The 26272-nt window shown below is 65.9% G+C and carries 22 protein-coding genes and 1 pseudogene; 13 read left to right on the top strand and 10 right to left on the bottom strand.

The window, feature by feature from the left end; genetic code table 11:
* The first annotated feature begins 5 nt into the window (after nt 1–5).
* From NX784_RS25260 to NX784_RS25250, 3 genes are all read left to right on the top strand, one after another.
* Nucleotides 6–965 (top strand): efflux RND transporter periplasmic adaptor subunit, encoded by a 960-nt coding sequence (locus NX784_RS25260; RefSeq protein WP_258819447.1) that lies wholly within the window; start codon nt 6–8, stop codon nt 963–965.
* Nucleotides 962–2434: a TolC family protein gene (locus tag NX784_RS25255; RefSeq protein ID WP_258819446.1), complete on the top strand. Its 1473-nt coding sequence runs from the start codon at nt 962–964 to the stop codon at nt 2432–2434. Before NX784_RS25260 ends, NX784_RS25255 begins: the two co-directional genes overlap by 4 nt.
* Before the next feature lie 306 nt (nt 2435–2740).
* Nucleotides 2741–3595, top strand: a complete 855-nt coding sequence (locus NX784_RS25250) for a DUF6216 family protein (RefSeq protein WP_258819445.1) — start codon at nt 2741–2743, stop codon at nt 3593–3595.
* Between the two features lie 47 nt (nt 3596–3642).
* On the opposite strand, the gene NX784_RS25245 is transcribed toward NX784_RS25250, so the two are convergent.
* The 3 genes from NX784_RS25245 to NX784_RS25235 are packed head-to-tail and all read right to left on the bottom strand — an operon-like array spanning nt 3643 to nt 7551.
* The gene (locus tag NX784_RS25245; protein WP_258819444.1) at nt 3643–5862 is read right to left on the bottom strand and encodes a xanthine dehydrogenase family protein molybdopterin-binding subunit; all 2220 of its coding nucleotides are present in this window, start codon (nt 5860–5862) and stop codon (nt 3643–3645) included.
* Nucleotides 5859–6881 (bottom strand): FAD binding domain-containing protein, encoded by a 1023-nt coding sequence (locus NX784_RS25240; RefSeq protein ID WP_258819443.1) that lies wholly within the window; start codon nt 6879–6881, stop codon nt 5859–5861. Before NX784_RS25240 ends, NX784_RS25245 begins: the two co-directional genes overlap by 4 nt.
* A gap of 10 nt (nt 6882–6891) precedes the next feature.
* Nucleotides 6892–7551, bottom strand: a complete 660-nt coding sequence (locus tag NX784_RS25235) for a (2Fe-2S)-binding protein (RefSeq protein WP_370662973.1) — start codon at nt 7549–7551, stop codon at nt 6892–6894.
* Between the two features lie 255 nt (nt 7552–7806).
* Here NX784_RS25235 and NX784_RS25230 point away from each other — a divergent pair, with 255 nt between their 5' ends.
* Nucleotides 7807–8229 (top strand): hypothetical protein, encoded by a 423-nt coding sequence (locus tag NX784_RS25230; protein ID WP_258819441.1) that lies wholly within the window; start codon nt 7807–7809, stop codon nt 8227–8229.
* 69 nt (nt 8230–8298) lie between these two features.
* On the opposite strand, the pseudogene NX784_RS25225 reads toward NX784_RS25230, so the two are convergent.
* Both NX784_RS25225 and folE read right to left on the bottom strand, forming a co-directional pair.
* Nucleotides 8299–8574: pseudogene (locus NX784_RS25225) on the bottom strand (transposase); the annotation flags it as partial.
* 227 nt (nt 8575–8801) lie between these two features.
* A complete protein-coding gene (gene folE / locus NX784_RS25220; protein ID WP_056437946.1) occupies nt 8802–9368 on the bottom strand; it encodes a GTP cyclohydrolase I FolE in 567 nt (188 codons plus the stop codon).
* A 147-nt stretch (nt 9369–9515) separates the two neighbouring features.
* Between folE and NX784_RS25215 the strand changes: the two genes are divergently transcribed.
* Nucleotides 9516–10418 (top strand): hypothetical protein, encoded by a 903-nt coding sequence (locus NX784_RS25215; RefSeq protein ID WP_258819440.1) that lies wholly within the window; start codon nt 9516–9518, stop codon nt 10416–10418.
* A 24-nt stretch (nt 10419–10442) separates the two neighbouring features.
* Here the strand turns inward: NX784_RS25215 and nudC are convergent, their stop codons facing one another.
* Nucleotides 10443–11264 (bottom strand): NAD(+) diphosphatase, encoded by an 822-nt coding sequence (nudC, locus tag NX784_RS25210; RefSeq protein ID WP_258819439.1) that lies wholly within the window; start codon nt 11262–11264, stop codon nt 10443–10445.
* Nucleotides 11265–11587: 323 nt separating this feature from the next.
* Here nudC and NX784_RS25205 point away from each other — a divergent pair, with 323 nt between their 5' ends.
* The gene (locus NX784_RS25205) at nt 11588–12640 is read left to right on the top strand and encodes a glycosyltransferase family 9 protein (protein WP_258819438.1); all 1053 of its coding nucleotides are present in this window, start codon (nt 11588–11590) and stop codon (nt 12638–12640) included.
* Nucleotides 12641–12703: 63 nt separating this feature from the next.
* Here the strand turns inward: NX784_RS25205 and NX784_RS25200 are convergent, their stop codons facing one another.
* Nucleotides 12704–13339: a DUF4254 domain-containing protein gene (locus tag NX784_RS25200; protein WP_258819437.1), complete on the bottom strand. Its 636-nt coding sequence runs from the start codon at nt 13337–13339 to the stop codon at nt 12704–12706.
* Between the two features lie 232 nt (nt 13340–13571).
* Nucleotides 13572–14738 (bottom strand): MFS transporter, encoded by a 1167-nt coding sequence (locus tag NX784_RS25195; RefSeq protein WP_258819436.1) that lies wholly within the window; start codon nt 14736–14738, stop codon nt 13572–13574.
* Nucleotides 14739–15213: 475 nt separating this feature from the next.
* On the opposite strand from NX784_RS25195, the gene NX784_RS25190 reads away from it, so the two are divergent.
* Nucleotides 15214–16434, top strand: a complete 1221-nt coding sequence (locus NX784_RS25190; RefSeq protein WP_258819435.1) for a DUF418 domain-containing protein — start codon at nt 15214–15216, stop codon at nt 16432–16434.
* Nucleotides 16435–16458: 24 nt separating this feature from the next.
* Here the strand turns inward: NX784_RS25190 and NX784_RS25185 are convergent, their stop codons facing one another.
* Nucleotides 16459–17022, bottom strand: a complete 564-nt coding sequence (locus tag NX784_RS25185) for a putative glycolipid-binding domain-containing protein (RefSeq protein ID WP_258819434.1) — start codon at nt 17020–17022, stop codon at nt 16459–16461.
* A gap of 160 nt (nt 17023–17182) precedes the next feature.
* Between NX784_RS25185 and NX784_RS25180 the strand changes: the two genes are divergently transcribed.
* The 6 genes from NX784_RS25180 to NX784_RS25155 all read left to right on the top strand — a co-directional run bounded on the left by NX784_RS25180 (nt 17183) and on the right by NX784_RS25155 (nt 25395).
* Nucleotides 17183–18256: an AI-2E family transporter gene (locus NX784_RS25180; RefSeq protein WP_258819433.1), complete on the top strand. Its 1074-nt coding sequence runs from the start codon at nt 17183–17185 to the stop codon at nt 18254–18256.
* Nucleotides 18257–18628: 372 nt separating this feature from the next.
* Nucleotides 18629–19171 (top strand): gluconokinase, encoded by a 543-nt coding sequence (locus NX784_RS25175; protein WP_258819432.1) that lies wholly within the window; start codon nt 18629–18631, stop codon nt 19169–19171.
* A gap of 204 nt (nt 19172–19375) precedes the next feature.
* Complete coding sequence (locus NX784_RS25170; protein WP_258819431.1) at nt 19376–20692, top strand: GntP family permease; 1317 nt, start codon at nt 19376–19378, stop codon at nt 20690–20692.
* Nucleotides 20693–20709: 17 nt separating this feature from the next.
* Nucleotides 20710–23739 (top strand): glycosyl hydrolase family 28-related protein, encoded by a 3030-nt coding sequence (locus tag NX784_RS25165; RefSeq protein WP_258819430.1) that lies wholly within the window; start codon nt 20710–20712, stop codon nt 23737–23739.
* Entirely contained in the window at nt 23729–24634 is a 906-nt protein-coding gene (locus tag NX784_RS25160; RefSeq protein ID WP_258819429.1) for an alpha/beta hydrolase, read from the top strand. The genes NX784_RS25165 and NX784_RS25160 overlap by 11 nt, the downstream gene beginning before the upstream one ends.
* A complete protein-coding gene (locus NX784_RS25155; protein WP_258819428.1) occupies nt 24631–25395 on the top strand; it encodes a ThuA domain-containing protein in 765 nt (254 codons plus the stop codon). The genes NX784_RS25160 and NX784_RS25155 overlap by 4 nt, the downstream gene beginning before the upstream one ends.
* Here the strand turns inward: NX784_RS25155 and NX784_RS25150 are convergent, their stop codons facing one another.
* Complete coding sequence (locus NX784_RS25150) at nt 25396–26253, bottom strand: PEP-CTERM sorting domain-containing protein (protein WP_258819427.1); 858 nt, start codon at nt 26251–26253, stop codon at nt 25396–25398.
* Nucleotides 26254–26272: the final 19 nt, after the last annotated feature.

The raw sequence follows: 26272 nt of genomic DNA, 5'->3' as shown, positions 1-26272 counted from the left end.
TGGCTATGAAAACTATTTTGTCGGCGATTGGCCGGGTAAGTCTCACGGCGGTGGTGACCGCGGGTGCGGCCTACGCGGGCTGGCAGCTGTGGCACCACTACGAAGTCGAACCATGGACGCGCGACGGCCGCGTGAAAGCGTACGTCGTGCAGGTAGCGCCCGACGTGACGGGCCAGGTGACGAAGGTCCACGTGCACGACAACGAGCAGGTCAAGGCGGGCGAACCGCTGTTCGAGATCGACCGCGCCCGCTTCGAACTGGCCCTGCGCCAGGCGGAAGCGCAAGTGACTGCGGCCGAGGCGGCGCTGGCCCAGGCGCAGCGCGAGAACAAGCGCAATACGCAGCTCGACGACCTCGTCTCGCAGGAAACGCGCGAACAGGGCCAGACGCGCACCGACCAGGCGCGCGCCGCGCTGGCGCAAGCGATCGTCAACCGCGACACGGCAAAGCTGAACCTCGAACGCACGCATGTCGTGTCGAGTGTGGACGGCATCGTGACGAACCTCGACCTGCGCGAAGGCGCGTACGCCACGGCCGCGCATCCCGTGATGGCCGTCGTCGACAGCGGCTCGTTCTACGTCGAAGGCTATTTCGAAGAGACGAAGCTGCCCGGCATCCAACTCGGTGACCCTGTCGACGTCACCCTGATGGGCACGCGCCAGCCGATCCACGGCCATGTCGAGAGCGTTGCGGAAGGCATCGCCGACCGCGACCGCAGCACGGGCGCCAACATGCTGCCGAACGTGAACCCGACCTTCAACTGGGTGCGACTGGCCCAGCGCGTGCCCGTGCGCATCGCCCTCGATCCGGTACCGGCCAACGTGCGGCTCGTGGCCGGACAGACGGCGACCGTCAAGGTCTTGCCGGCACATGCTGCGGCCGGCGCACCGGCAGCACCGGCAGCACCAGCACGCGCCGCGACCGCATCCGGCAACCGCCTCCACGCTTCGACGCAACGATCATGACACCGTACCGTACCACCGCCAGGACAGCGTGCGCGCTGACGCTGATGGCGGCCACGCTGGCCGCCTGCACCACCGTCGGCCCCGACTACCACGTGCCGAAAGAGGCCGTGATCCAGCGCGACGCGGCCAACGCCCCGTTCATGGGCGCAGCCGAGACGCCGTTCAAGTCCGAACCGCTGCCGCCCGACTGGTGGCATCTGTACCAGGACCCGCTGCTCGACAAGCTGATCGCCAAGGCCTTCGCCAACAACACCGACCTGCGCATGGCCGCCGCCAACCTGCAGCGCGCGCACGGCGTGCTGGAAGAGGTCGAGGAAAAGAAACGCCCCGAAGTCGAAGCCAGCGTCGCCCCGCTGTACGGCCGCATCGCGGGCGCGCAGCTGGGTATCCCGGAACAATTGCCCACCGACGGCTTGTACGACGGCGACATCAAGATCGGCTACACGCTCGACCTGTGGGGCCGCATCCGCCGCGCCGTCGAGGCGTCGGAAGCGGACGTGGAAGCCGCACAAGCCGCCAGCGACCTGACCCACGTGATCGTCGCCGCCGACACGACCCGCGCCTATACGGAAGCGTGTTCGGCAGGTTACCAGCTGAAGGTGGCACAGCAATCGGTGGACTTGCAGCAGAAATTCGCCAAGCTCACGGCCGAACGCGTCCTGCGCGGCCGCGGCATCGCCATCGATAATTCCCGTGCCCAGGCCCAACTCGACCAACTGCGTGCGAACCTGCCGCCGCTGGAAGCCCGCCGTCGCACGGCACTGTACCGCCTTGCCGTTTTGACCGGTGAAGTGCCGAGCAAGTTCCCGGCCGAGGTCGCGCAATGCGCCACACCGCCGCGCGTCGCCTCGACGATTCCCGTCGGCGACGGCGCCGCCCTGCTGCGCCGCCGTCCGGACGTGCGCCAGGCCGAACGCCTGCTCGCGGGCGCGACCGCGCGCATCGGCGTCGCGACGGCCGAGCTGTACCCGAACATCACGTTGGGCGCGTCGGTGGGCGCGGTCGGCATGATGAGCCAGTTCAACGATGCGAACACGTGGAAATTCAGCCTGGGCCCGCTGATCTCGTGGAACCTGCCGGCCACGAGTTCGGCCCGCTCCCACATCGCGCAAGCCAAGGCCGGCACGGCCGGTGCGCTGGCCCGCTTCGACGGCGTCGTGCTGAACGCGCTGCGCGAAACGGAAAGCGCGCTGACGGTCTACGCCCGCGAGCTCGACCGCAACGCCGCGCTGCGCGCCGCCCGCGACCAGAGCGCGCTGGCATCGCGCCAGTCGGCCAAGCTGTACCAGTTCGGTCGCACGGACTTCCTGTCCCAGCTGGACGCGGAGCGTACGCTGGCCAGCGCCGAGAGCATGCTGGCCGTGTCGGATGCGCAGCTGGCGGCGGATCAGGTGCAGCTGTTCCTGGCGCTTGGGGGCGGGTGGGAACATACGCGTGCGGCGCATGACTCGCACGCCACGAAGCACTGACTTCTTTCTAGACCGAGCCGGAGAACTGAATGTTCCCAATGTCAGTCGTATCCGATCGTATGTCAGGTCGAATTTTTCGATGCCTTGCTTTCCTATTCGTCTGGTACAACCGGCAGATGGCCTTACTCATCCTTAAACGGGGCCGTAACCACTGATGCGATGCTGCTGCCGCAACTCAACGCCATTAATTGCGTATTCTTTGATCACAATCAGATACTTCCCGCAAAAAAACGGTTTAGTGCACGTTGCAAAAACATCCCACGTTGAGTTACTTCAACGTTTTATTTGACCTTCCCAATAACATGCATGGACATTTCTCAAGGAATAAGTAGTCTTGGCGGCATACTAAGTAACGGAACAATTATGGCTGCCCTCGGCGCCACCGTATTAGCGTTATTCGTGTGGCGCCGAACCCGTTCGTTTCACCCCATCATGTCGCGTCTCTGGGGACTATTTTCCGATCGTAAAGAATGCGACGACCCAACAATCGATTCGTTCCTTAAAGATCGCTCGGCGCTAATGCAATTTCGCTTTACGACTGGCATTCGAGCGGAAACGTCGCGTGAAGCCCATGCAGTCATTGATTACGCCAAAACGAACCGTATCGACTTGGATCGCATCGCCGCATGCGGAGAATATTTCGACATCGCAATACCAGCACTAAAAAACGAAAAACATTTACCCAAAAAATGGGGACTGGTTCTGCTTGTTTTGTCGTGTGCGGTTTGCGCCATCACTGCCATAGCGTTTTTCTTTGGGAGCTTGAGCGACCAAATGATCGTCCGCATGAAGAGTAGCGGTACCTGGTTCGCACTTGACGCTACCCGAGCGAAACCGTTGTTTGGTTCCAATGCACTCATTTTCAGCCAATGCTCGAGCGACCACGCTCAGATAGCACGTGAAACGCGATTTACTTTTAGTGAGATCGATATCCTGTGTAAAGAAAAACCTGAGAGCATCGCGACCTATGTGAAGTCAGGTCTACCCGAACAGCGTTTCGCATTTGCCTACGTCATGGCAATTTTTATGTACATCGCAATATTTCTTTTCTTTTGGTCGTATCGCGGCGTGAACGCTCGACAATTGCATAAGCTCATCGAAAAAGGTAAAGGTCCAGATGTGACGGACCCAGTACCACTGGTGAGCGCATCCGCGATCTAAGCCATTGTAGGATCGTGTTTGCAGTTCGAAATGCGAGGGCTAACACTCTACAACAGTTTGTCGAGCGTGATGGGCAGGTCGCGCACCCGCTTTCCCGTCGCATGGAACACGGCGTTCGCGATCGCGGCGCCCACGCCCGTGATGCCGATCTCGCCGATGCCCTTGGCACCCAGCGGGTTCACGTGCGGATCGTCCTCGTCGACGATCTGCACGTCGATGGACTGGATGTCGGCATTCGTCGGCACGTGGTATTCGGCGAGGTTGCCGTTCACCGCGCGGCCTGCGCGCTTGTCGATCAGCGTTTCTTCGAACAGCGCCAGGCCGACGCCCCAGACAATGCCGCCCATCAGCTGGCTGTAGCCCGTCTTTTCGTTCATCAGCTTGCCGACGCCGTAGACGCCGACCACGCGCGGCACGCGGATCTCGCCCAGGTCTTCGTCGACAGTCACCTCGACGAACACGGCACCGAACGCATGCATCGAATACCTCTGTTTCTCGTCGCCCGGCTCCGCCCTGGCCGTCACTTCCACCGGACCGCCGTGGCGCGCCGCGATGGCCTGCATGCCCTCGCGCCGGGTCGGCGCGTCCAGCAGGTAGAGCTCGCCGCCATCTGACGTCGCGTCCACGCCGACCTCGTCGGCCGTCGCGCCGAACAAAGGCGAGCGCTCGTCCGCCGCGGCGATGCCGAGCAGTTTCAGGCGCAACGCCGTTCCCGCTGCCTGCACGGCCGGTGCCACGCTGGCTACCGTCATCGATCCGCCGGAGACGGGCGCGTCCGGCATCTGCGAATCACCCAGCTCGAAACGCACGCGGTCGAGGGGCACGCCCAGCGCGTCCGCCGCGACCTGCGTCATCACGGTATAGGTGCCGGTGCCGAGGTCTTGCGTGCCGGAGCGGAACAGCGCGGTGCCGTCCGGCAGCAGGGTCGCGGCACATTCCGCCGGCGAACGATTGGTCGGGTAGGTGGCAGTCGCCATGCCCCAACCGACCAGCTTGTTCCCCCGCCGCATCGAGCGCGGCTGCGGATTGCGGTCGCGCCAGCCGAAGCGCTCGGCACCGATCTCGTAGCACTGGCGCAGCGATTTACTAGAGAACGGCAAGCCCTTGCCGGGGTCCCGCTCCGTATAGTTTTTCAGGCGCAGATCGAGTGGGTCCATGTGCAGTTCGTAGGCCAGCTCGTCCATCGCGCAGTCCAAGGCGTACGAACCTGTCGCTTCCCCGGGCGCGCGCATGAACGTCGGCGTGCCCAGGTGCATGCGCGCGAGCCGGTGCGACGTTTCCTGGTTCGGACTTTCGTACATCATGCGCGTGACGAGGCCGCATGGCTCGATCCAGTCCTCGAACATCGACGTGTAGGCAATCGTGTCGTGGCCGGACGCCGTCATGCGTCCATCGGGTAGCGCGGCCATGCGCATGCGCTGTTCCGTGTTGGGTCGGCAGCCGACCGGGCCGAACATCTGGTTGCGGTCCAGCGACAATTTGACCGGACGCCCTACGAGCTTCGCGGCCATGGCCGTGAGCACCACGTGCGACCATACGGATCCTTTGCAGCCGAAACCGCCGCCCACGTATGGACAGATGGCCGTGACGTTCTCCGGCGAGATGTCGAAGATGTTCGCGACGATGCTCTGCACGCCCTTCATGTATTGCGTCGAGTCGTGCAGGATGAGGCGGTCGCCCTGCCATTCGGCGATCGTCGCATGCGTCTCGAGCGGGTTGTGGTGCTCGATCGGCGTCGTGTAGGTGACGTCGATCCGCGCGCTGCCGGACAGCAGGCCGGCGTGCAGGTCGCCGCGCTTCGTGTCGGTGTCTTCCGACAGCACCTTGTCCGGCGGATGCACCGCCTGCCTGGCCTGCTCGAAGTCGAGCACGGCCGGCTTGCGTTCATACTCGATGCGCAACCGCGCGCCCGCCTCACGCGCGCGCTCGACCGTGTCGGCCACGACGACGGCGATCGGCTGGTTGTTGTAGTGGATGTCGTCTTCCTGCAGCAGGGTCAGCCGGCGGCCGATGGGCGGCTGGAGCTTGCCGTCCTTCGTTTTCTGCGGCAACCGGAAGGCGTTCTCGTGCGTCATCACGAGCAGCACGCCAGGGACCTCCCGCGCCGCACTGTCGTCGATGGCGAGCACCCGTCCGCTGGGAATCGTACTCGTCACGAGAACCGCATGGACCACGTTGGCGACCGGATGCTCGGCCGAATAGCGCGCCGCGCCGCTGACTTTTGCCCAGGCGTCGACGCGATTGATGGGGGCGCCCGTGATACTCATGTCATGTCTCCCTCTACGCCGGCGGCGCGGCTGCCCGTGGCGACGCGCAATGCACGCGCGACCGCGCGCTGCGCCAGTTCGACCTTGAACGCATTGTGCGCATGCGGCTGCGCCCCGGCGACGGCATCCGCGCCGGCCTTGCCCAGCACGTCATCGCTCAGTGCGCCGAGCGCGTGGCCGCGCAGCCTTTGCTCCGCGCCGAGCGCGCGCCACGGTTTGTGGGCGACGCCGCCCAGCACGATGCGCAGGTCGCGGATGGTGTCGCCATCCAGGTCGACGGCGGCCGCCACCGACACGAGCGCGAACGCATAGCTGGCGCGGTCGCGTACCTTCAGGTAATGCGCGTGTTGCGCGAACGGCGACGGCGGCAGCTCTACGGCCGTGATCAGTTCACCGGGGCGGATCACCGTGTCGTCCTGCGGCCGGTCTTCCGGGAGGCGATGGAAATCGGCGACCGGAACTTGCCGCTCGCCATCCGGCCCGTGCAGGTGCACGATGGCGTCGAGCGCGACGAGGGCGACGCTCATGTCGGACGGATTGGTGGCGATGCACTGTGGACTCGCGCCCAGGATCGCGTGGATACGGTTGTGACCGTCGATCGCGTCGCAGCCCGAGCCCGGATCGCGCTTGTTACAGTGAGCGAAGGTCGGGTCGGTGAAGTAATAGCAGCGCGTGCGCTGCAGCAGATTGCCGCCGACGGTCGCCATATTGCGCAACTGCGTCGACGCACCGTTCAGCAAGGCCTCCGACAGCAGGCGGTAACGCTGGCGCACGAGAGGGTGATTCGCGGCCGCCGTGTTGCTGGCCATGGCGCCGATGCGCAGCCCGCCGCCCGGCAACTCGTCGATGCCGCCCAGCGCGAGCCGGCTCACGTCCACGAGGCGCACCGGCTTTTCGATGCCGCTCTTGTACAGGTCGAGCAGGTTCGTGCCGCCGCCGATGAACTTGGCCCCCGGCTGGCGCGCCAGCTCGAGCGCGTGGTCCACATCGCGGGCCCGGTCATAGAAGATCGATTGCATGCACGTCCTCCTAGGCCTGGCGCAAGACCACGCTGTGGATGGCCTTGACGATGTTGGGATAGGCGCCGCAGCGGCACAGGTTGCCGCTCATGCGTTCGCGGATCTCGTCTTCCGACAGCGCGCCCGGCGCCAGTTGCTCGCCGTCCGTCAGCATGCTGGCCTGCCTTGCCTTCACTTCGTCCAGCAAGGCCACCGCCGAACATATCTGGCCCGGCGTGCAATAGCCGCACTGGAAGCCGTCACAATCCATGAACGCCTGCTGCATCGGGTGCGGCTGTCCGTCCTGCCCCAGGCCTTCGACCGTCGTGATGTCGCGGCCGTCGTGCATGACCGCCAGCGTCAGGCAGGCATTGATGCGCTGGCCGTCCACGAGGACCGTGCAAGCGCCGCACTGGCCGCGGTCGCACCCCTTCTTCGTGCCCGTAAGGCCCAGCACTTCGCGCAACGCGTCAAGTAACGTCACGCGCGGCTCGATCATGAGATCGTGCTCGGCGCCATTGATCCGCAACGTGAGCGGTTGCGGCGGCGCATAGGACGGCGGCGCGTCCTGCGCACGCTGTTCCAATAGGCTCTGATCGTCGTCTGGCATTGCTGTCTCGCTTCCGAAGTGGCAGGCAACCGTCAGACCGGTCCCGGTTCGCACGGGTTCCTGCGCAGGCTGATAAGGGATGACGTCGCGGTTCGATCCTTGATCCAGGCCAGCGGTGCGCGCGGCGCAACGCAACCGCCGCGATCGTGGGCGAATGCGGATGCATCATCTCCGAAATCAAAAAATCAGGGAGCGCGCCAGAATAAATTTCTAAAAGAAATCAGTTACTTAGGAAACTTTCTCGGCGACAAGGCCGGCACGCGCGTTGCGGCCGGCGTTTGAAGGGCTCTATACTCGGCAGTGATGCATGAAAGCATCGCCAAACCGGAAACGACCATGCGCTCCACCTTGCTCCTGTTGACGCCGCTATTGCTGCTGGCCGGCTGCGTCAACGAATCGGCCAGCTATACGATCGACGGCAACGACCACGCCCTGACGGTGGTCGTCACGCAGGACTATTTCTGGAGCAAGCAAGTGGGCTTGAGGGTGATCGCGTCGCGTCTGCCGGACTGCCAGCGCCAGTTCAACCTCGGCAAGACGCCGCTGGCCGACCTCAACGTGGAGCTGTTCTCGACAGGTGACGAAACGTTCCTGCTGCGCTCTGGCGACGAGATGTGGCAAGTGGAGACGCGCGATTGCAGGCAGTTGCCGGAGCCGTCGGACAATGTCCAGGCCCAGCCGATCGGCGTGTTCCACATGGACGCGAAAAAGAGACTCGTGTTCGAGCCGGCCGAAGGGTCGGTCGCGAACGGCCGCTGATCCGTCCCGCCACGCCTCGGTTCAGCCCTGCCCCGTCAGCTGGCGCAGACGCGCGATTTCGGCCGTGCGCCCGAGCCGCTCGAGCGCCTGCTCGAGCAGCGTGCGGTCGCCCTCGCGCAGCATCGTCCATTGCGTGAAGTATTCGTGCACGGTACGCCAGGGCGGGAATTCCGGCGGCATGCTGCGCCAGGCGCTGCCTGTATGGAGGAAGTAGAGGACGGCGCAAAAGACATCGTACAGATCGTGCTTGCGGGGCCGGGTCTTGCGGCGCGCCGCCTCCAGCATTTCACGCACGGTCTCGAATTCTTCACGCGGTACATCGCTTGGAAAGGTAGGCCTGGCCATGTCGATCGCCTCAAATTTGCTTGGAGACACGTGATCCGGAACAGGTTCCCGATCATCGACGGGCGTAGCGCATTGTCGCGACAGAATCGAACACGAGCGCCCAGTAAATACAGTCTAGCAGCGTGTTCGGAATCCTGGCACTTTTTTTTGAAGCGGGATGCGCGCCGCATCGCGCCACTTGCACAGCGTGGTGGAGAAGAAACATGGGGCGGTGCGCCGCCCCGGGGTCAGTCGCGCGCCAGCGACAGGAATTCGGTACGCAGCGCCAGGTTGGGCTGCAGTTCGCCCAGCAACGTCGACGTGATCGTTTCCTCGCCGGGCGTGCGGATGCCGCGGCTTTCCATGCACATGTGGCGGCACTTGATGACGACACCGACCGCTTTCGGTTCCAGCACTTCCATCAAGGTATTGGCGATCTGCACCGTCAGGCGTTCCTGCACCTGCAGGCGCTTGGAAAACACGTCGACGAGACGGGTCAGCTTCGACAGTCCGACGATCTTCCCGTTCGGCAGATAGCCCACCGTCGCCTTGCCGAAGAACGGCGCCAGATGGTGCTCGCAATGGCTGTAGACGGGGATGCCGCGCACCACGATCAATTCGTTGTATTCCTCGGCACCGTCCTCGAACGCCTTGAGGATCTCGACCGGATCCTGGTCGTAGCCGGAAGTCCAGTGTTTCCAGGCCTTGGCGACACGCGCGGGCGTCTCGTGCAAGCCGGAGCGGTTGGGATCTTCGCCAAGGCTGGACAACAGGCGCCGCCAGTCGTTCTCGGTGAAGACTTCTTTGTCAGACATGGTTAACCCTAAAATTTTCGATTGCCGAGAGTATATAGAAAATGGAGCGGATCCACAGACGGCAACGGCGTTTGCGCAAATCGGACTGGACGCGTTCACGGATGCGCTAGCGTAGTCGACGTCCTTGTCACTGCGCGGGAGAACACCATGCTCGGAAGCACTGTCCTGGAAGTCGCGATCGGCCTGACATTTTGTTACGGCACGGTCGCCCTGATCGTCAGCACCCTGCAGGAAGCGCTGGCCGCGGCATTCCGGCTGCGCGCCAACACGCTGCTCGCGGGCGTCAAGAGCATGCTCAACGACCCCTCGTTCGACGGCCTGGCGCGTGCCGTCTACCTGCATCCGCTCGTCAATCCGCACGCGGACGGCACCGGACCGCACGAACGGGCCATGCGTACCAGGCCATCGTACATCGATCCGGCGCATTTTGCGATTGCGCTGGTCGACAGCCTGTCGCGCGTACCGGGCGACTTCGTCCAGCTGGCCGGCGCCATCGAGACGATCCCCGATCCACAAGTCAAACAGGTCATGTGTGGGCTGTACGGGCGCGCGCGCGACCTGCAGCATTTCCAGGACATGCTGGCCAGCTGGTTCGATAACGCGATGGCGCGCATGTCGGGCGCCTACAAGCGGCGGCAGTTGCTCGTCTCGCTGTTGCTGGCGCTGCTGCTGGCAATCCTGTTCAACATCGACAGCATTCACCTGTTCCGCACGCTGTGGCAACAACCCACCCTGGCCGCGCACTTGCAAGACATGCCGGACGTTGCGACACAAGGAACCCCGATGCCGGGCGCTTTGAACCCCGCCCTGTTCGACGCCATGATGGCGCTGCCGATCGGCTGGACCCGCTTTCCGCCGGTGGCCGGGGCCGACTTCGCGCTGCAGGTCGCGGGATGGCTCGTCACGGCGTCGACCGCGCTGTTCGGCGCCCCGTTCTGGTTCGACCTGATGCAGCGCGTCGTGCGCATGCGCAGCACGGGCGTGCGGCCGGGAGACCTGCCGCCGGCACTGCGCGTGGAAAGCAAGGTCGCGGCCGCGCCGCTGCCGTGAAAGGCCCGTCGCCGCCGTGCCGCCTTAGTGCCCGGGCGGACGGTGGCTATCGACCAGCATGCTCGAGATCGACACGTGCGGCACGCGCTCCGGCCACGTGTCGCCCGGTCCGAACCAGCGTGCCTCCGCGATCTCGTTCGGGTCGGTACGGATGTCGCCATCGAGGTAATCGGCCGTGAACGCGATCATCAGCGAATGGGGAAACGGCCACGACTGGCTGCCGAAATAACGCAGGTTGTGCACGCGCAGGCCGACTTCCTCGAACACTTCGCGGTGCACCGCTTCCTCGACCGATTCGCCCGCTTCCAGGAAACCGGCCAGCGGTACGAAGCGCTTCACGGCGGATTGCGTGTGCAGTGCCAGCAGCACCTTGTCGCCGTTGCGGATCAGGACCATCATCGCCGGAGAAATGCGCGGATACGCCATGTGACCGCAGTTCGCGCATTTGAAGCAGCGTTCGCCCGTCGCCAGCACGGTGCCGCTGCCGCACGCGCCGCAGAACCGGTGCGTGCGCGCCCATTCGGCGATCTGGCAGGCGCGCGCCGCCACGCCGAGCCGGGCGTCGTCGAACTCGCCGAACAGCGAACGCAGTCCACGCAGGGCATAGCCGGGCGGGACAAGCGCTTCGTCGTCGACCCACGCGGCCTGGCAGTACTGACCATCCAGCACGCCGACGGCCTGCAGGCGCTGCGGGTCGAGCGCGAGACTGCGCACCGCGGCCTCGTCGGGCAGGCCGAGATCGGCTTCGCGAACGAGCAGCCGCGTACCGTGGAAGACGAAGGACAGCGGTGCGGCATCCTGCTGCGGAGCCATCAGGGGCGTGAACGAAGCGGGCGTCTGGAGCATGGGGTATCCGGTCATCGATGGGACTGTCTTCGATGATACCGTCTTTCGCCGCACCGTTCAGGACACCACCCGCCGCGACAGGCAACAGGCGACACGCATATGGATGGCTGAACTAATCCGGCGCAATGCGCTCCAAGGTTGTGGTGGCCCGTTGCGGCGCAACCCGACGTCGCCCCGGACGATGACCGCGGGTCCCGCCATGCCCGACCCGGGCCGCACCGCGCCGCGCCGCGCCGACGAATCCTGCCGTACGACGGTCCTCGCTACAACGTTGCGTGCGGATGCCGGCACGTCCCCATCGGGGATGCGCCAAAGGAGGAAACGTGTACCGCCGACCATTGCTGCAGCGCCTCGACCTGCCTTCGGTCGCCGTGTTCCGCGCGCGCCAACTGGGCGACATGCTATGCGCCGTCCCTGCGCTACGCGCCCTGCGCGCCGCCATGCCCCGCGCGCGCATCGCACTGGTGGGCCTGCCCTGGGCGCGGCAATTCGCGGACCGGTTCCATGCGTACGTGGATGAATTCATCGCCTTCCCCGGCCATCCTTTGCTGTCCGAACAGCCGGCGCCACAGGACGCGCTCACGCATTTCTACACGAGCGTCTGCCTCCGCCAGTTCGCGTTGGCGTTGCAGCTGCACGGAAGCGGTGATGTGAGCAACGACATCGTCGGCGGCTTCGGCGCGCAAGCGATGGCCGGGTTCTGTCGCGGCGCACCGGTCGTCCGCAACGGGACCGTCCTGTTTCCCTATCCGGACGTCGGCGCAGAGCCGGAACGCCTGCTCTCCCTGATGGCACAGCTGGGCGCGCCATCGACAGGGGCGCACCTGGAATTCCCGCTGTCGCGAGACGACGAAGACGAGTGGCGTGACACCGGCCTTGGCGAATCGCTCGTGCCGGGTGAATACCTCTGCATTCATCCGGGCGCGCGCAAGCGGGACACGTGCTGGCCGGCGCATCTGTTTGCGCAAGTCGGCGATTGCCTCGCGAGCGAATTCGGGCTCCAGGTTGTCTTGACAGGCGACGCCGACGATGCGGGCCTGACTGCCGACGTGGCGAACCGCATGCGGCACACGCCGCTCGACGCGAGCGCCGCGCTCTCCACCGGCGCGCTGGCCGTGCTGTTGCGCGATGCCAGGCTCCTGGTCTGCAACGACACCGAGGTGTCCCATATCGCGGCCGGCCTCGGGCTCAAGAGCATCGTCGTATTCGGCACGGCGGACATCGCCCGCTGGGCGCCGCTCGACCGCCACACGCATCGCTGCATCTGGGATCCGGCTGCGGAGCGTGTCCACGTCGTGCTGCAACACGCGCGTGCCTTATTGTCCGGTACAGCGCCGAGCCGCCAGCGCAGTGTCGGCATGTGGCCCTACTGGTAGCGGCGGCGCGCATCATCCGGGCAGCGTGCGCGCGTCGGATGGCCGGCGCATCGATGGTCGCGCTCACGGCACTGCCCTCCCCCTCTCTCTTACCTGGCCGTCGAGACAAGTGTCGGGCGCGGGATCGCTTTCCATCCTGGCTTGGCGACCGGGCGTGAAATACGCAAGTCCGGCGCGCGCCTCCGCGAGCAGGCGGTCGAGGCAGGACATCAGGTCGTGGCGCTGCGCGAGAAGACGTTCGAGCTTGGCAGCGCAGGCCCCGACGTGCGCCTCGTCCGCGCCGGCGTCCGCGCCCGCGCGTAGCGCTTGTGCGCGCATGTGGTGGATGTGCAGCGCCAGGCCCGACAGGCGGTCGATCATGACGCCCGCGGTGTCGCTCGACAGCCGCGCACCGGGCCGGCGGACGACGTGGTGCGGGCCGGCCAACAATACCTTGTCGATGGACTCGACCGCGTCGTTGCGCTTTCGGTCGTAGCGGTCGATCAGGCGTTGACCGGCCGCGATCTCGGCAGGCGGCACGTCGAGCCGCCGCGCCCGATCGGCCTCGCGCCACAGCAGGCCGTTGTAACGGTGGTTGGCATCGATCGCCTCCCACGCGCCGGACGCGCCGCCGCCGCGGGACATCACCGGCCAGTCGCGCTCACGCAACTGGCGGTCGTGGAACCAGACGACGGACACGGCATCGATTTCGGTTTGCATGGAGACTCCGATCCTGGGCAGCCGACAGATGTTGCTTGGAGCACGCGGACGGACTGGAGTTCTGTGCAATGGATGAGGGTTTGGCTCAGCGCAAACGACAACAAGACGGCGCGAACCCTTCGTCCCCGCCGCACACTAAGGATCAGGAAGCCCGGCGGCGGGTGGACGAAAAAAAGGGCGGCGCCATCGGCAACCGCCCCAACAAGGAAGAACAATGCAACCGAAAACCGGATTACTTCAGCAGGCGCGAACGGCTGGCCACGAATGCGATCAGGGACGCGAGGCCACCGACGTAGGCGATGGCCACCTGAATGCCCATGCCTTGCGCGATGGCGCCGATGACCGGCGGGCCAATCAGGCTGCCGCTATAAGCCATGCTGGCGACGCCGGCCAATGCCGCCGGACCTTGTGCGCCCGCGGCGCTGAACACGAACGGGAACACGAGCGCCATGCCCATGCCCGCGATGGCAAAGCCGAACAGAGCGAGATAGGCGTTCGGCGACAGCACGGCGAAGAACAGGCCGGCCGCACCCACCATCGAACCGCTGCTGACAAGGGGGCGGGCGCCGTAACGGGCCTTGAGCTTGTCGCCGACGAGGCGGGCCAGCAGCATCATCACGGAGAACGCCGACAGGGCCAACGGCGCCAGGGCGTCCGAGGCACCGAAATGCTCCTTCAGGAACACGCCGCTCCAGTCGGCGATGCTGCCTTCCGCCATCGAGCCCAGGAAACCGAGCGCGCCCAGGAACAGCAGCGGGCCGCGCGGCAGCGAGAACGATTTTTTCTCGACGGCTTCGCCTGCGCGGTCCGCGTCCAGCAGCGAACAGCCGAAGTAGAGTGCCATGGCCAGCGGGCTGGCCAGCATCACGAAATGGGTGACAGGCGCAATGTGCAGGCCAGCCATCACGCTGCCCAAGGTCGCGCCCGCCAGGCCGCCGGCGCAACCGAGGCCGTGCAGCTTCGACAGTTCCGACTTGCCCGTTTGCTTTTCACGGCGGGTGGCGGCCGAGTTGACGGCAACGTCGAACGTGCTGGCCGTGATACCGAGGCTCAGCACAGCCATCATCAGCGACGGCACGGTCGGTGCGGCCCCGATTGCCACCAACACGACCAGCAGCGCCATGCCCGACATGAGCATGGTCGTGCGCGCGCCGAACGAACGCATCATGTGCGACGAAACAGGATACGACAGAACGGCCCCGAGGCCGCCGCAAAGCAGGACCATCGACAACGCCGCATGCGATGCGTGGATGCGTTCGGCCATGGCCGGGATCCGGCCTGCCCAGGAGCCCATAATCACGCCAAACACCGTGAACAGCAGGGGCAACGCAAACGACTGGGATTGCGCGAATGCCGGGTTACGGGAACGGGCGGTGCTGAGGGAGCGACTATTTTGCATTGAGTAGATGACTGTTTTTGAAAGCCTGCCCGACAGCGTCGACGCTTCGTACGCGATGTCGGATGCGTATGACTCACTGCTAACAGGGGTCTAAAAAAGCAAACGCCAACCCACGGGTTGGCGCATAGAAAGCTGACGAGGGGCAATTTTACGAGATTATGGCGCGCTTCTCTTTGCCATTCGGAAAAAATTTCGAAGACATGTGCAGGGTGATATTGAACCGTTGCGCGCCGTCGACACAGTGAAGCCGATATCCATCGAACTGCGGGCAACCGCCGCCGATCAGTCACGATTTGTAACTAAACGTGAAAACCGACCGTGGCGGTGGGCTGTTTATGGTCGAGCAACGAAACAGGACTTGCCACGACCGCGATGCCAACAACGTGCATGATCCAAGCCCTGCTTGCAAAAAAGGTATTAGAAATGAAACCGTTTTCAAACTAGAATGGCCGGGCTCCCACCGACCGGAACTCCCATGACGCCATCTCCCATGAATGCCGCGCCCATGACGACCACGTCCCGCCTCGATCTCGTCGACGCCCTGCGCGGCTTCGCGATCGTCTCGATCATGCTGCTGCATAACCTCGAGCATTTCGACCTGTACTACTCGCCGCCGGGCGACCCCGCCTGGTTGAAAACACTGGGCCAGGGCATCTGGGACACGATGTTCGCCCTGTTCGGTGGCAAGTCGTACGCCATCTTCGCGCTGCTGTTCGGTCTGACGTTCCACCTGCAATTCGATGCGCGCGCGCGGCGCGGCGACGATTTCCGGCCGCGCTTCGCCTGGCGCATGCTGCTGCTGCTCGGGTTCGGGCTGGTGAACGGCGCGTTCTACGAAGGTGACATCCTGGCGATATACGCCGTGCTCGGCCTGGTCCTGATCCCCGTCGCGCGCCTGCGCACGCGGACCGTCTTCCTGCTGGCCTGCTTCCTCAGCCTGCAGCCTGCGGCCTGGGTCCAGGCGCTGGCGGCGCTGGACAGTGCGCCCGGCAAGCTGCCCAACCCGGAATCGTGGGGGCTCTTCGGGCGCGCCAGTGCCTACCAGATGCACGGCTCGCTCGTCGACGTCTGGATCGGCAACCTCACGAACGGCAAGCACGCCGTGCTGCTGTGGAGCTGGGAAATGGGCCGCATCTTCCAGATTCCCGCGCTGTTCATGTTCGGCATGCTGGCCGGGCGCGTCGGGCTGTTTGCCGTCCACGACGCGAACCGCACGATCTGGCGCCGCATCTTCCTCGTGGCGGCGTTGCTGCTCGGACCGCTGCTGTTCGTCCACTTCCATCTGGAGACGTGGATCGAGGCAGAAGCGTTGCGCCGGCCGCTGGACGGCATCTGCGCGCCGCTGCTCAACCTGGACATCATGCTCCTGCTCGTGACCGGCTTCGCGCTGCTGTTCCGCCGCCCTGCCGGTGCGCGCGTGCTCGGCGCGTTCCGCTGGCTCGGTCGGATGAGCCTGACGAGCTATATGATGCAGTCGGTGGTCGGCACCACCTTGTACTATGGCTTCGGCTTCGGCCTGTACGCGGTGACAGGCCCCGTGGCGGCGCTGCTGATCGGCATCACACTGGCCGTGGCGCAAGGCCTCTTCAGCGCGTGGTGGCTCAAGCGCCACAAGCAGGGGACGCTGGAAGCGCTGTGGCATCGCCTGACGTGGATCGGCACGGCCCGTCTGCCGGCCGCGCATCAGGCCGGCTGAGGCTGGCCGGACAGGGCAAGCCGCTCAGCCCGCGACGCGCGTGAACATGTCCTCATAGCGCAGCACGAGGCCTTCGCCGTCGACCTCGAGCTCCGCGGAGAACGGGCGAGACAGGCTTTCGAACAGCACGTGGTCCGGCGCCGCGCCCGTGTAAGGCCGCGCCGTGTACGCCTGCGACACGGGCTGGACGTCGAGCTCGGGCAAGTCGACGTACGCGACGCGGATTTCCTGGCGCTGGCGCAGGCTGTCGCCCAGGCGGCGGATCGGCAGCGTGTTCGTGAACGGGCTGCACGACACGTCGACGTCGATGCAGCCCTGCAGGGCCGGCAGCGGCGTGCCGTCGGCGTCGGTCCAGTTGCCGGCACCATCGGCGCGCAGGCGTACCGTGCCGCGGCCGGCGACGTGCACGTCGAGGCTGCGCACTCGCCAATGCTCGTCGCATTGCAATGCATAACTGCAGGCGAACAAGCTGCCGCCCGCGGGGCCGATGAGGACACTTTCCGCCGTCACGCCGGTGTCGCCGATCGCCAGCTCGACATGCTCGAGGCCGCCGCTCTTTTCCGTTGCCCAACGATAGCTGCGATTCACGTCGCCTCCTTTCGTTTCCCATGCACGCCCACTGTAGCACCATGCCCCTGCGCGGACCGGCACGGGACAACCGTGCTGCCGAGCTGCGCGCCAGCGATGCGGCCGTCGCCGTATCATGCCGACAACGGCCGCGACGACGGCCCATGGTCAGGGAGGCCCCGTGTTCGGTATCGATGCGCGTACGGCCCGCGTGGTGTGGACGGCCGCGCTGGTCGTGGCAGGCTTGTATGGCGTCTTCCTCGTGCGGACGACCCTGCTGGTGATGCTGATCGCCGTCCTGTTCAGCTACCTCATCTACCCGCTGTTCGTGCTGGCCCAGCGCGTCGTGGGTGGCCGCGTTCCGCGCATGCCCCTGCTGGGCCTCGTGTACCTCGTCGTCGTGGCGCTCGTCGCGCTGGCCGTCGCGCTGTTCGGCAACCAGGTGGCCGAGCAGGCGACGACGCTGGCACAGCAGCTGCCGACGCTGCTCGACCCCGCGACCCTGGAACGGCGGCTGCCGCTGCCCGGCGTGCTCGAACCTTTGCGCGCGCGCCTCGCCGGGTTCCTGCGCGACCTGCTCCAGGGCGGCTCGTCGCAGGCGATGCCGTTCATGCGCAATATCGGCGCCGGGCTCATGCACCTGGCCGGCAACCTGATCTACGTCGTCGTCGTGCCGATCCTGAGCTTCCTGATGATCCTGCAGGCACCCGTCTTCGACGAATTGCTCGTGACGGTGAGCCACCGCCGCAACGGCCCCTTTTGGACCGGCGTGCTGCACGGCCTGAACACGGTGCTGTCGAGCTATGTGCGGGCGCTGGCCCTGCTGTCGCTGGCGACATTGATCGTCTATGGGCTCGTGCTGTCGCTGATGGGCGTGCCGTTCGCGCTGCTGCTGGCCGCCATCGCAGCCTTGCTCGAAGTGATCCCCGTGCTGGGTCCGCTCGTTGCGGCGGCCGCCATCGTGGGCGTGGCCCTGTTCAGCGGCTACGAGCACGTCGGCTGGGTCGTCGCCTTCATCGCCGCGTACCGGATCTTCCAGGACTACATGCTGAACCCTTACCTGATGAGCGAAGGTGTGGACGTGCCGCCGATCCTCGTCGTGTTCGGCCTGCTCGCCGGCGAGGAGCTGGCAGGGGTCTCGGGCATCTTCCTGTCCGTACCTTTCCTGGCTGCCCTGAGGATGGTCGCCATGCAGATACGGCTGCACCGGGCCAAGATCACGAGCGCGGCCACGCCCACGTCCCCGCCCGGCTGAGCGCGCTTTACAGCCCACAGGTCGCGCGTCATGAAGTCGGTTAGTTGCAACTGATGAGTCCTGCATCCGGCGTGCGATGCGAGAGCGGGAGTCGTCCAACTATCTGACGCGTCCACGCAATGGTGTCGTAAACGCCACACCTTACCTATTCATGCCGCCATGCATCAATGATAGCGCTATCAAGGCACGCCGGTCGTTTCCCTCTGAAACGGCAAGCATCCACACCTCATCCCAGGCGCGTAACCGGACCGGCACATGCTCCCGTTTCGCTATGCAGCACGAATAACCCTTTACAAATCCACCGCCATATTGAAGACTTAGCGCAAATGATAGCGCTAACGGTCGCTTCGAATTGACGGAAAGAGAGACAGCATGGCACCACCAAGCGATATAGCCGACCAGCCGGGCAATGGGCGCCGCTGGGTCATCATGGGCGTCTGCGGATGCGGCAAGAGCACCGTCGGCGCAGCCCTCGCGCAGGCGTTCGGCGTTGCCTTCATCGAGGGTGACGCCTACCACCCTGCACCGAACGTGATCAAGATGTCGGCCGGCGAGCCGCTGACGGACGACGACCGCGCCGGCTGGCTGCAGGCGCTGGCGCGCGAGATCGGCGCGGCGCGCGCACGGGGCGAAGGCATCGTCGTGTCATGCTCGGCGCTCAAGCGGCGCTACCGCGACCTGCTGCGCCAGGCCGATCCGGACCTGCGCTTCGCCCACTTGCAAGGTCCGCGCGGCATGATCGCCGCGCGCATGCAAACCCGGATCGGCCATTACATGCCGATCTCGCTGCTGGACAGCCAGTTGCGCGACCTCGAGCCCCTGCAGCCCGGCGAGGCAGGCCTCACCTTGGACACGACCCAGCCACCGGATGCGCTGGTGGCCAGCATCATCGCATCGACTCACAGGAAGGACTGAACACACGGCATCACCGCAGCAAAGCGTCGTCGCATCCCGGCCCAGCCGCCCACCACCGAGGCGGCACGCCACCTACACCAACAATGGAGACACCATGCCTACACAACGACAACGGCCCCTGACCAACCTCGCCAGCGCCAGCGCATGCGGCATGCCGGCCGCCCCGCAAGGCAGTCCGCGCCACGACGTCTGACGGAGGCCGCCATGTGGAATCTCCTGTCCGTATTGCTGGCCGTGGGCCTGCTGACGGTGATGATCGCGTGGGGCAAGATTCAGCCGCTGATCGCATTCGTCGTCGCGGCCATCGTCGCCGCCTTGATGCTCGGGATGCCCGCCGCGAAGATCCCGGGCGCCATCGAAAAGGGGATCGGTGACCTGCTCGGGTCCCTCGTCGTCGTGATCTGCCTGGGCGCCATCTTCGGCAAGCTGATCGCCGACACCGGCGCAGCCCGGCGCATCGCCACGAGCCTCGTCGATAAACTCGGCATGCACCGTCTCCCGATCGCGATGACCGTCACCGGCTTCGTCGTCGGCCTCCCCCTTTACTACAACGTCGGCTTCGTGCTGATGATCCCGCTGATCTTCTCGCTCGTGGTCCAGTCGGGCCGGCCGGCCGTGGCGCTCGGCATGCCGCTGCTGGCGGGCCTGTCGATCGCGCACGGCTTCCTGCCGCCGCACCCGTCCGCGACGGCGCTCGTCGTCGCCGTCCACGCGGACATGGGCAAGACGTTGTTGTATGGCCTCGTCGTCGCGATCCCGACCCTCATCATCGCGGGGCCGATCTTCGCGATGTCGCTGAAGCACATCCGCGGCGAGCCCGCGCCAATGTTCCGCAGCGCGCAGCAGGACGTGCCGGACAGCGAACTGCCCGGCACCTTCAATAGCTTCGCGACGGCGCTGCTGCCCGTCGTGCTGCTGGGCGCCCTCACGCTCGTCACCCTCGTCCGCCCGGACCTGTCGAAACCGCTCGGCTTTCTTGCGAGCCCGCTCGTCGTGATGCTGCTGTCGTACGGCGTCGCGGCCGTCACGCTGGGCATCGGCCGCGGCCTGCCGTTCGCCCGGGTGACGGACAGCGCCGCGGGCGCGCTGCGCGAGATCTCGCCGATCCTGATGATCATCGCGGGCGCCGGCGGCCTGAAGGAAGTGCTGACGCAGTCCGGCGTCAGTGCGGAACTGGGTACGCAGCTGGCACACCTGCCGGTGCCGCCGCTGCTGCTCGGCTGGGCCGTCGCTACACTCATCCGCGTCTGCCTGGGCTCCGCCACGGTGGCCGGCATCACGGCGGCCGGCGTCGTCGGGCCGCTCGTGCAAAGCTCCGGCGTCAATCCGAACCTGATGGTACTGGCCGTCGGTGCCGGGAGCCTGATGTTCAGTCACGTGAACGATTCGGGCTTCTGGATGTTCAAGGAATACTTCGGCCTGTCGCTCCGGGATACGTTCCGCTCGTGGACGATGATGGAGACCCTCGTCGGCGTGTTCGGACTGCTGTTCGTGATGCTGCTGTCGCTGTTCGTCGCCTGAGAATAAGGATAACAACCATGAAGACTACGCTATTCCCGCTGCCGCGCGCACTCGCGGCGGCGGCCCTCCTCGCATGCGCCGCGCCCGGCCAGGCGGCGTCCGTGTCAGCGTTCCAGACCATGCCCGACGATCCGCATGCCGTCGTCGTGCATGCGCAAGGTGACGGCAAGACGGACGACAGCGCCGCCATCCAGCAAGCCATCGACGCCGCCGCCAACAAGGGCGAAGGCGGCGTCGTGTTCCTGCCGTCCGGCCGCTACCGCATCACGAAGAGCATCCTGATCCCGCTCGCCGTGCGCGTGTACGGCGTGGGCGCGACGCGGCCCGTGTTCGTGCTGGCGCCGAAGACGCCGGGCTTCCAGCAGGGCGTCGCGAACATGGTGATCTTCACCGGGGGCGACCAGTACACGGTCGGCAAGGTGCCGATGCCCGTCGTGGGCGCCGTCGGCGCGCAGCACGACGTGCGCGACGCGAACTCCGCCACCTTCTATTCCGTGCTGTCGAACGTGGACTTCGAGATCGGCGACGGCAACCCGGCCGCCACCGGCGTGCGCATGCACACGGCGCAGCACTCGAACCTGTCGCACATCGACTTCCACATCGGCAGCGGCCTCGCAGGCGTGTACCACGTGGGGAATATCGCGTACGACCTCAAATTCCACGGCGGCCGCTACGGCATCCTCGCGGAGAAGACGTCGCCCGCGTGGCAGTTCACGCTCGTCGACGCCGCGTTCGACGGCCAGCGCGACGCCGCCATCCGCGAGCACGAGGCCGGGCTCACGCTGGACAACGTCGACATCCGCGACACACCGATCGGCATCGACATCGACCGCGGCTACGGCGACTGGTTGTACGCGAAGAACGTCCGCTTCGAGAACGTGCCGAAGGCCGCCGTCGTCATCAGCAACGAGGACAACGTCTACACGCAAATCGCCTTCGAGCATGCGTCCGCGCAGAACGTGCCCACGTTCGCGCGCTTTCGCGACAGCGGCAAGACCCTCGCCGGCGCGGGCCGCGCGTACGAAGTCACGGAACTCGAGTACGGCATGAAGCTGGAGCAGCTGGGCGTACCGGGCCATTTCACGACCGTGTACAAGACGGCGCCTGTGAACACGAAGGCCACGCCTCGGCGCGTGTTGAAGCCGCTGCCGCCGACGAAGGAATGGGCCAACGTGCGCAAATTCGGCGCGCAGGGCGACGGCCGCGCGGACGACACGGCCGCCATCCAGAAAGCCATCGACAGCCACCACGTCGTCTACCTGCCGCAGGGCTTCTACATGGTCAACGACACGATCCGCATGAAGCCGGACACCGTGATCGTCGGCCTGCATCCGGGCCTGACGCAGCTCGTGCTGCCGAACGGCTCCCCGCTGTTCCAGGGTGTCGACACGCCGAAGGCGCTGCTCGAAAGCGCGCGTGGCGGCGCGGGCATCGTGTCCGGCATCGGCCTCGCGACGGGTGAAGTGAACAACCGCGCCGTCGCCCTGCTGTGGCGCGCGGGCGAGCAATCCCTCGTGGACGACGTGCGCATCCAGGGCGGCCACGGCACGCGTCTGTACGACGGCACGCGCGCCGATCCGTACAAGAAGACCGACCGCTGGGACACGACCCTGTGGTGGGACCGCCAGTACCCGAGCGTCTGGGTGACGGACGGCGGCGGCGGCACGTTCACCGGCATCTGGTCGCCCAGCGGCTATGCGCAGGCCGGGTTCTACGTGACGAACACGAAGACCCCTGGCCGCGTGTACGAACTCTCGGCCGAGCACCACATTCGCAACGAGATCGTGCTGGACGGCGTGGAGAACTGGTCGTTCTACGCACCGCAGACGGAAGAGGAAGTCCGCGACGGCATGGATTCCACGTCGCTCGACATCCGCAACTCGAAGAACATCCTGTTCGCGAACTACCACGGCTACCGCGTCACGCGCTCCATCAAGCCCGCGCTGACGGCCGTGCGCATCGCGAACTCCAGCGACATCCACTTCCGCAACGTGCATGTGAACGGCGAGAGCGGTTTCGCCACCTGCGACGAAAACGGCTGCACGACGTATGCGCGCGCGTCGAAATACCCGTACGAGAACGCCATCGTCGACGTCACGCACAACATCCAGGTGCGCGAGCGCGAGTTCGCCATCCTCGACTACACGGGCACGCAGGCGAGCGCGCCCGCGCCGATGGGCAAGGTCGAGAAGGTCGCGGACGGCTTTTATTCGATCGCCGGCGGCGCCGTCGACGCGAAGGGCAAGCTGTTCTTCATCGACCGCCACTTCAAGCGCATCCACGCGTGGAGCCGCGAACGCGGCCTGGAGATCGTGCGCGACGCGCCGCTCGACCCCATCAACCTCGCCATCGACCGCAGCGGCAACGTGATGGTGCTGTCGCACTACGGCCAAGGCGCCACCGTGTACGCATTCAAGCCGGACGCGCCGCCGACGCCGGAAGGTGTCACGATCATTAAGCCGACGGCCGTCGCAGCGCATGCGGATGCGCGCGTGGCCATCCCCGTCAACTTCTGGCAGAACGGCGAGTTCCAGGACCAGATCGATCCGAAGACCTACGAGTTCACCACGCTGGCCGAGATGTTCGCGCGCGACGTGGCGAAGCCGAAGGCGCAGGAATACGTGTCGCCGGACGGCAGTCTCGTGCTGCCCGCCTACCGCGTCACGCGCCAGGGCCCGACCGATCACCTGGGTTACCGCTGGTCCGACACGCTCGACACGCACGGCTTCACCAGCGCGCGCGTGGGCGAGCGCGTCGTGTTCACGAACGGTTCCGAGAACCGCACGTTCAGCGGCTTGATGGGTCAAGGTGGTGCCGTCACGGACTTGAAACCCGTCGCCGATCGTGGCGGCGAGAGCGCGGTGCTCGGCCCGGACGGCAACGTCTACGTGGCGAACGGCCAGGTGTTCGTGGTCGGCCCGGATGGCAAGGCACGCGGCCGCATCGACGTGCCGGAACGCCCGCTGCAACTCGTCTTCGGCGGTGCCGACGGACGCACCCTCTTCATCCTCACCCACCACAGCCTGTACACGAGCCATGTCGACTAAGCGTCTTTGCGCAACTCTCCTGCTGGCGCTGGGTTGCGCCGGCGGCGCCCTGGCGCAGCAGGCCGTGCCGCCCGTATTTCAACTGTGGCCGGACGGCGCGCCCGGTTCCGAAAAACGCCACGGCGAACCCGAAAAGCTCAAGGACGGCGCCTACGTCAGCAACGTGCACGACCCTTCGCTGACGGTGCTGCGCGCCGATGCACGCCATGCGAACGGCGCGGCGATCGTCGTCGTGCCGGGCGGCGACCACCGCATGCTCGTGTTCCAGAACGAAGGCGTCGTCGCGGGCAAGCTGCTGAACCGCATGGGCGTCACGGCCTTCGTGCTGAAATACCGGCTCGCGCGCGATCCGGACTCGCCCGGCTACAGCATCGACGGCGACGGCGCGGCCGACCTGCGCCGCGCCGTGCGCTGGGTGCGCGCGCATGCGGGCGAATACGGTGTCGACCCGCAGCGCGTGGGCGTCATGGGCTTCTCGGCCGGCGGTGAGCTCGTGTCGCTCGTCGCGGACAATCCGGAGCCCGCGCAACGCGGCAAACCGGATGCGCTGGACCGCCAGAGCGCGCGCCCGGACTTCCAGGTGCTCGTGTATCCCGGACCGCTGGGCTCACCCGCCAGGGCCGTCGACGGTGCGCCGCCCGCGTTCCTCGTCGCGGGTTCGCGCGACACGTGCTGCATGCCGCCGACGCTCACCTTGTATCAGCAGCTCGTGAAGGCCGGCGTGTCGGCCGAGCTGCACCTGTACGCCGACACGGACCACGCCTTCAATGTGGGTCAGCGCGGCGAGCGCATCTCGCTGCAGCACTGGCCCGATCGCCTGTCCGACTGGCTGTCCGACGGGGGCTGGCTCGTGCCACGCAATGGCCGCAAGCCGGAAGGCGTGCCCGCGCCATGAAAAGAAAACTCATGCCGGCGCTGGCCGCCGCAGCCGTACTGGCCACGCCCACCGCGCGGGCCGACAGCCAGTACAAGCTGCTCGTGCTGGCCATCCCCAACAAGTACCACTACGAATACATCCCCGTCGCGCGCGACAGCCTGGAAAAGCTGGCCAAGCTGCACGCGTTCGAGTTCACGTACACGAACAAGACCGAGGCCTTCGACGGCGACTTGACGCAGTACGCGGCCGTCGTCTTCCTCAACACGCCCGGCGAGGAGCTGAACCCGGCGCAGCGCGCGCACTTCGAGGCGTATATGCGCGGCGGCGGCAATGCCGTCATCGTACACCGCGCCGCGATCACGCCGCCAAACGGGTGGGTGTGGTACGAGAAGCTCGTCGGCCGCTCCGTCAAGATCCATCCGTTCCTGCAGACGGCCGCCGTCGACGTCGTCGACAACGGTTTCCCCGCGACGTTCGGCATCCCGCCGCGCTGGATCTGGAGCGACGAGTGGTACGAGACGACGAACCCGTACAACGTCGCCATCCACCCCGTGCTGAACGTGGACGAATCGAGCTACGACCCCACGCGCATCTGGCCGGGCCAGGTCGCGACGGGCATGGGCCGCGACCACCCCGTCTCGTGGTATCACCGTTATGAACAGGGCCGCGTGTTCGTCACGCTGCTCGGCCACAACGTCGAGATGTACCGCGACCCGCAATACCTGGCCCACCTGATGGGCGGCATCTGGTGGGCGGCGACGGGCAAGGGCCAGCGCTGACTAGCGCCGCGCCCTGCGCGCCCTGTGGTGCACGAGCGCCAGCAGGCCGATCGCGACGAGGCCCGCCGACAGGGGTTCGGGGATCGGTACGGTCTCGCCGGTCAACGTGAACGCCTGGTTGAACGTGGGTGCCGGGACGCCGCCCACGATGTCGGTGCCGACGCGCAGCCAGTCGGGTTCGATGTTCCCGTTCCTGATCCACGATTGCAGGTCGGGTGAGAATGGCGTGCCCGGCGGGACGATCGGGTGCGCGGTGGACAGCCAGAGAAAATTACCGCCCGTGACCGCGACCTGCGGCACGAAGAAATAATGGTCGGCCGCGAGATCGAACGGCGTGGCGAAATCGACGGTGAACTGGACCTCGGTTCCGGTGACGGCGCCCTCGCCGCCCGTCGTCTGGTTCGGCACCGCGTTGATGCCGTTCACGACGGAGTTCAGGGCGGTGAAACCCGTCGCCAGCACATCGGTCGTGAAGGTGAGCCCGGACGCACTGAGCGCACGCGAATCGAACGCGACGTCCGACGGCGAGTTGTTACGGGTCGGGGCCCTGCCCGATGGCGGCGAGCTGGAATCCTTCGGAAACACGCGATAGATTTCGACCTGGATGTCGGTGATGGACGACAGCGGCACGTCGTTGGTGAGCAGGCCGGTGAACGTGGCGCGCGTGACGTTCGTGTGCTGCGCGATGATGAAGTCGTCGGCTGTCTCCGTTTCCGACGCCCCCGGCCGGGACAACGCGGCCATGCGGCCGTCCACGACGCCGGTGGAAAAGACGTACGGGTCGGCATGCGCGACGGCGCAGTGAAGCATCAGGCCGGCACCGATGAGTTTCAGAGCGTTCGTTCCGAGATTCATCATCGACTCCTTTCGTTCGGGC

It is taken from the genome of Massilia pinisoli (genome assembly GCF_024753285.1).
Classification (GTDB): Bacteria; Pseudomonadota; Gammaproteobacteria; order Burkholderiales; family Burkholderiaceae_D; genus Telluria; species Telluria pinisoli.
This window is presented reverse-complemented; position numbering and strand designations above follow the sequence as displayed.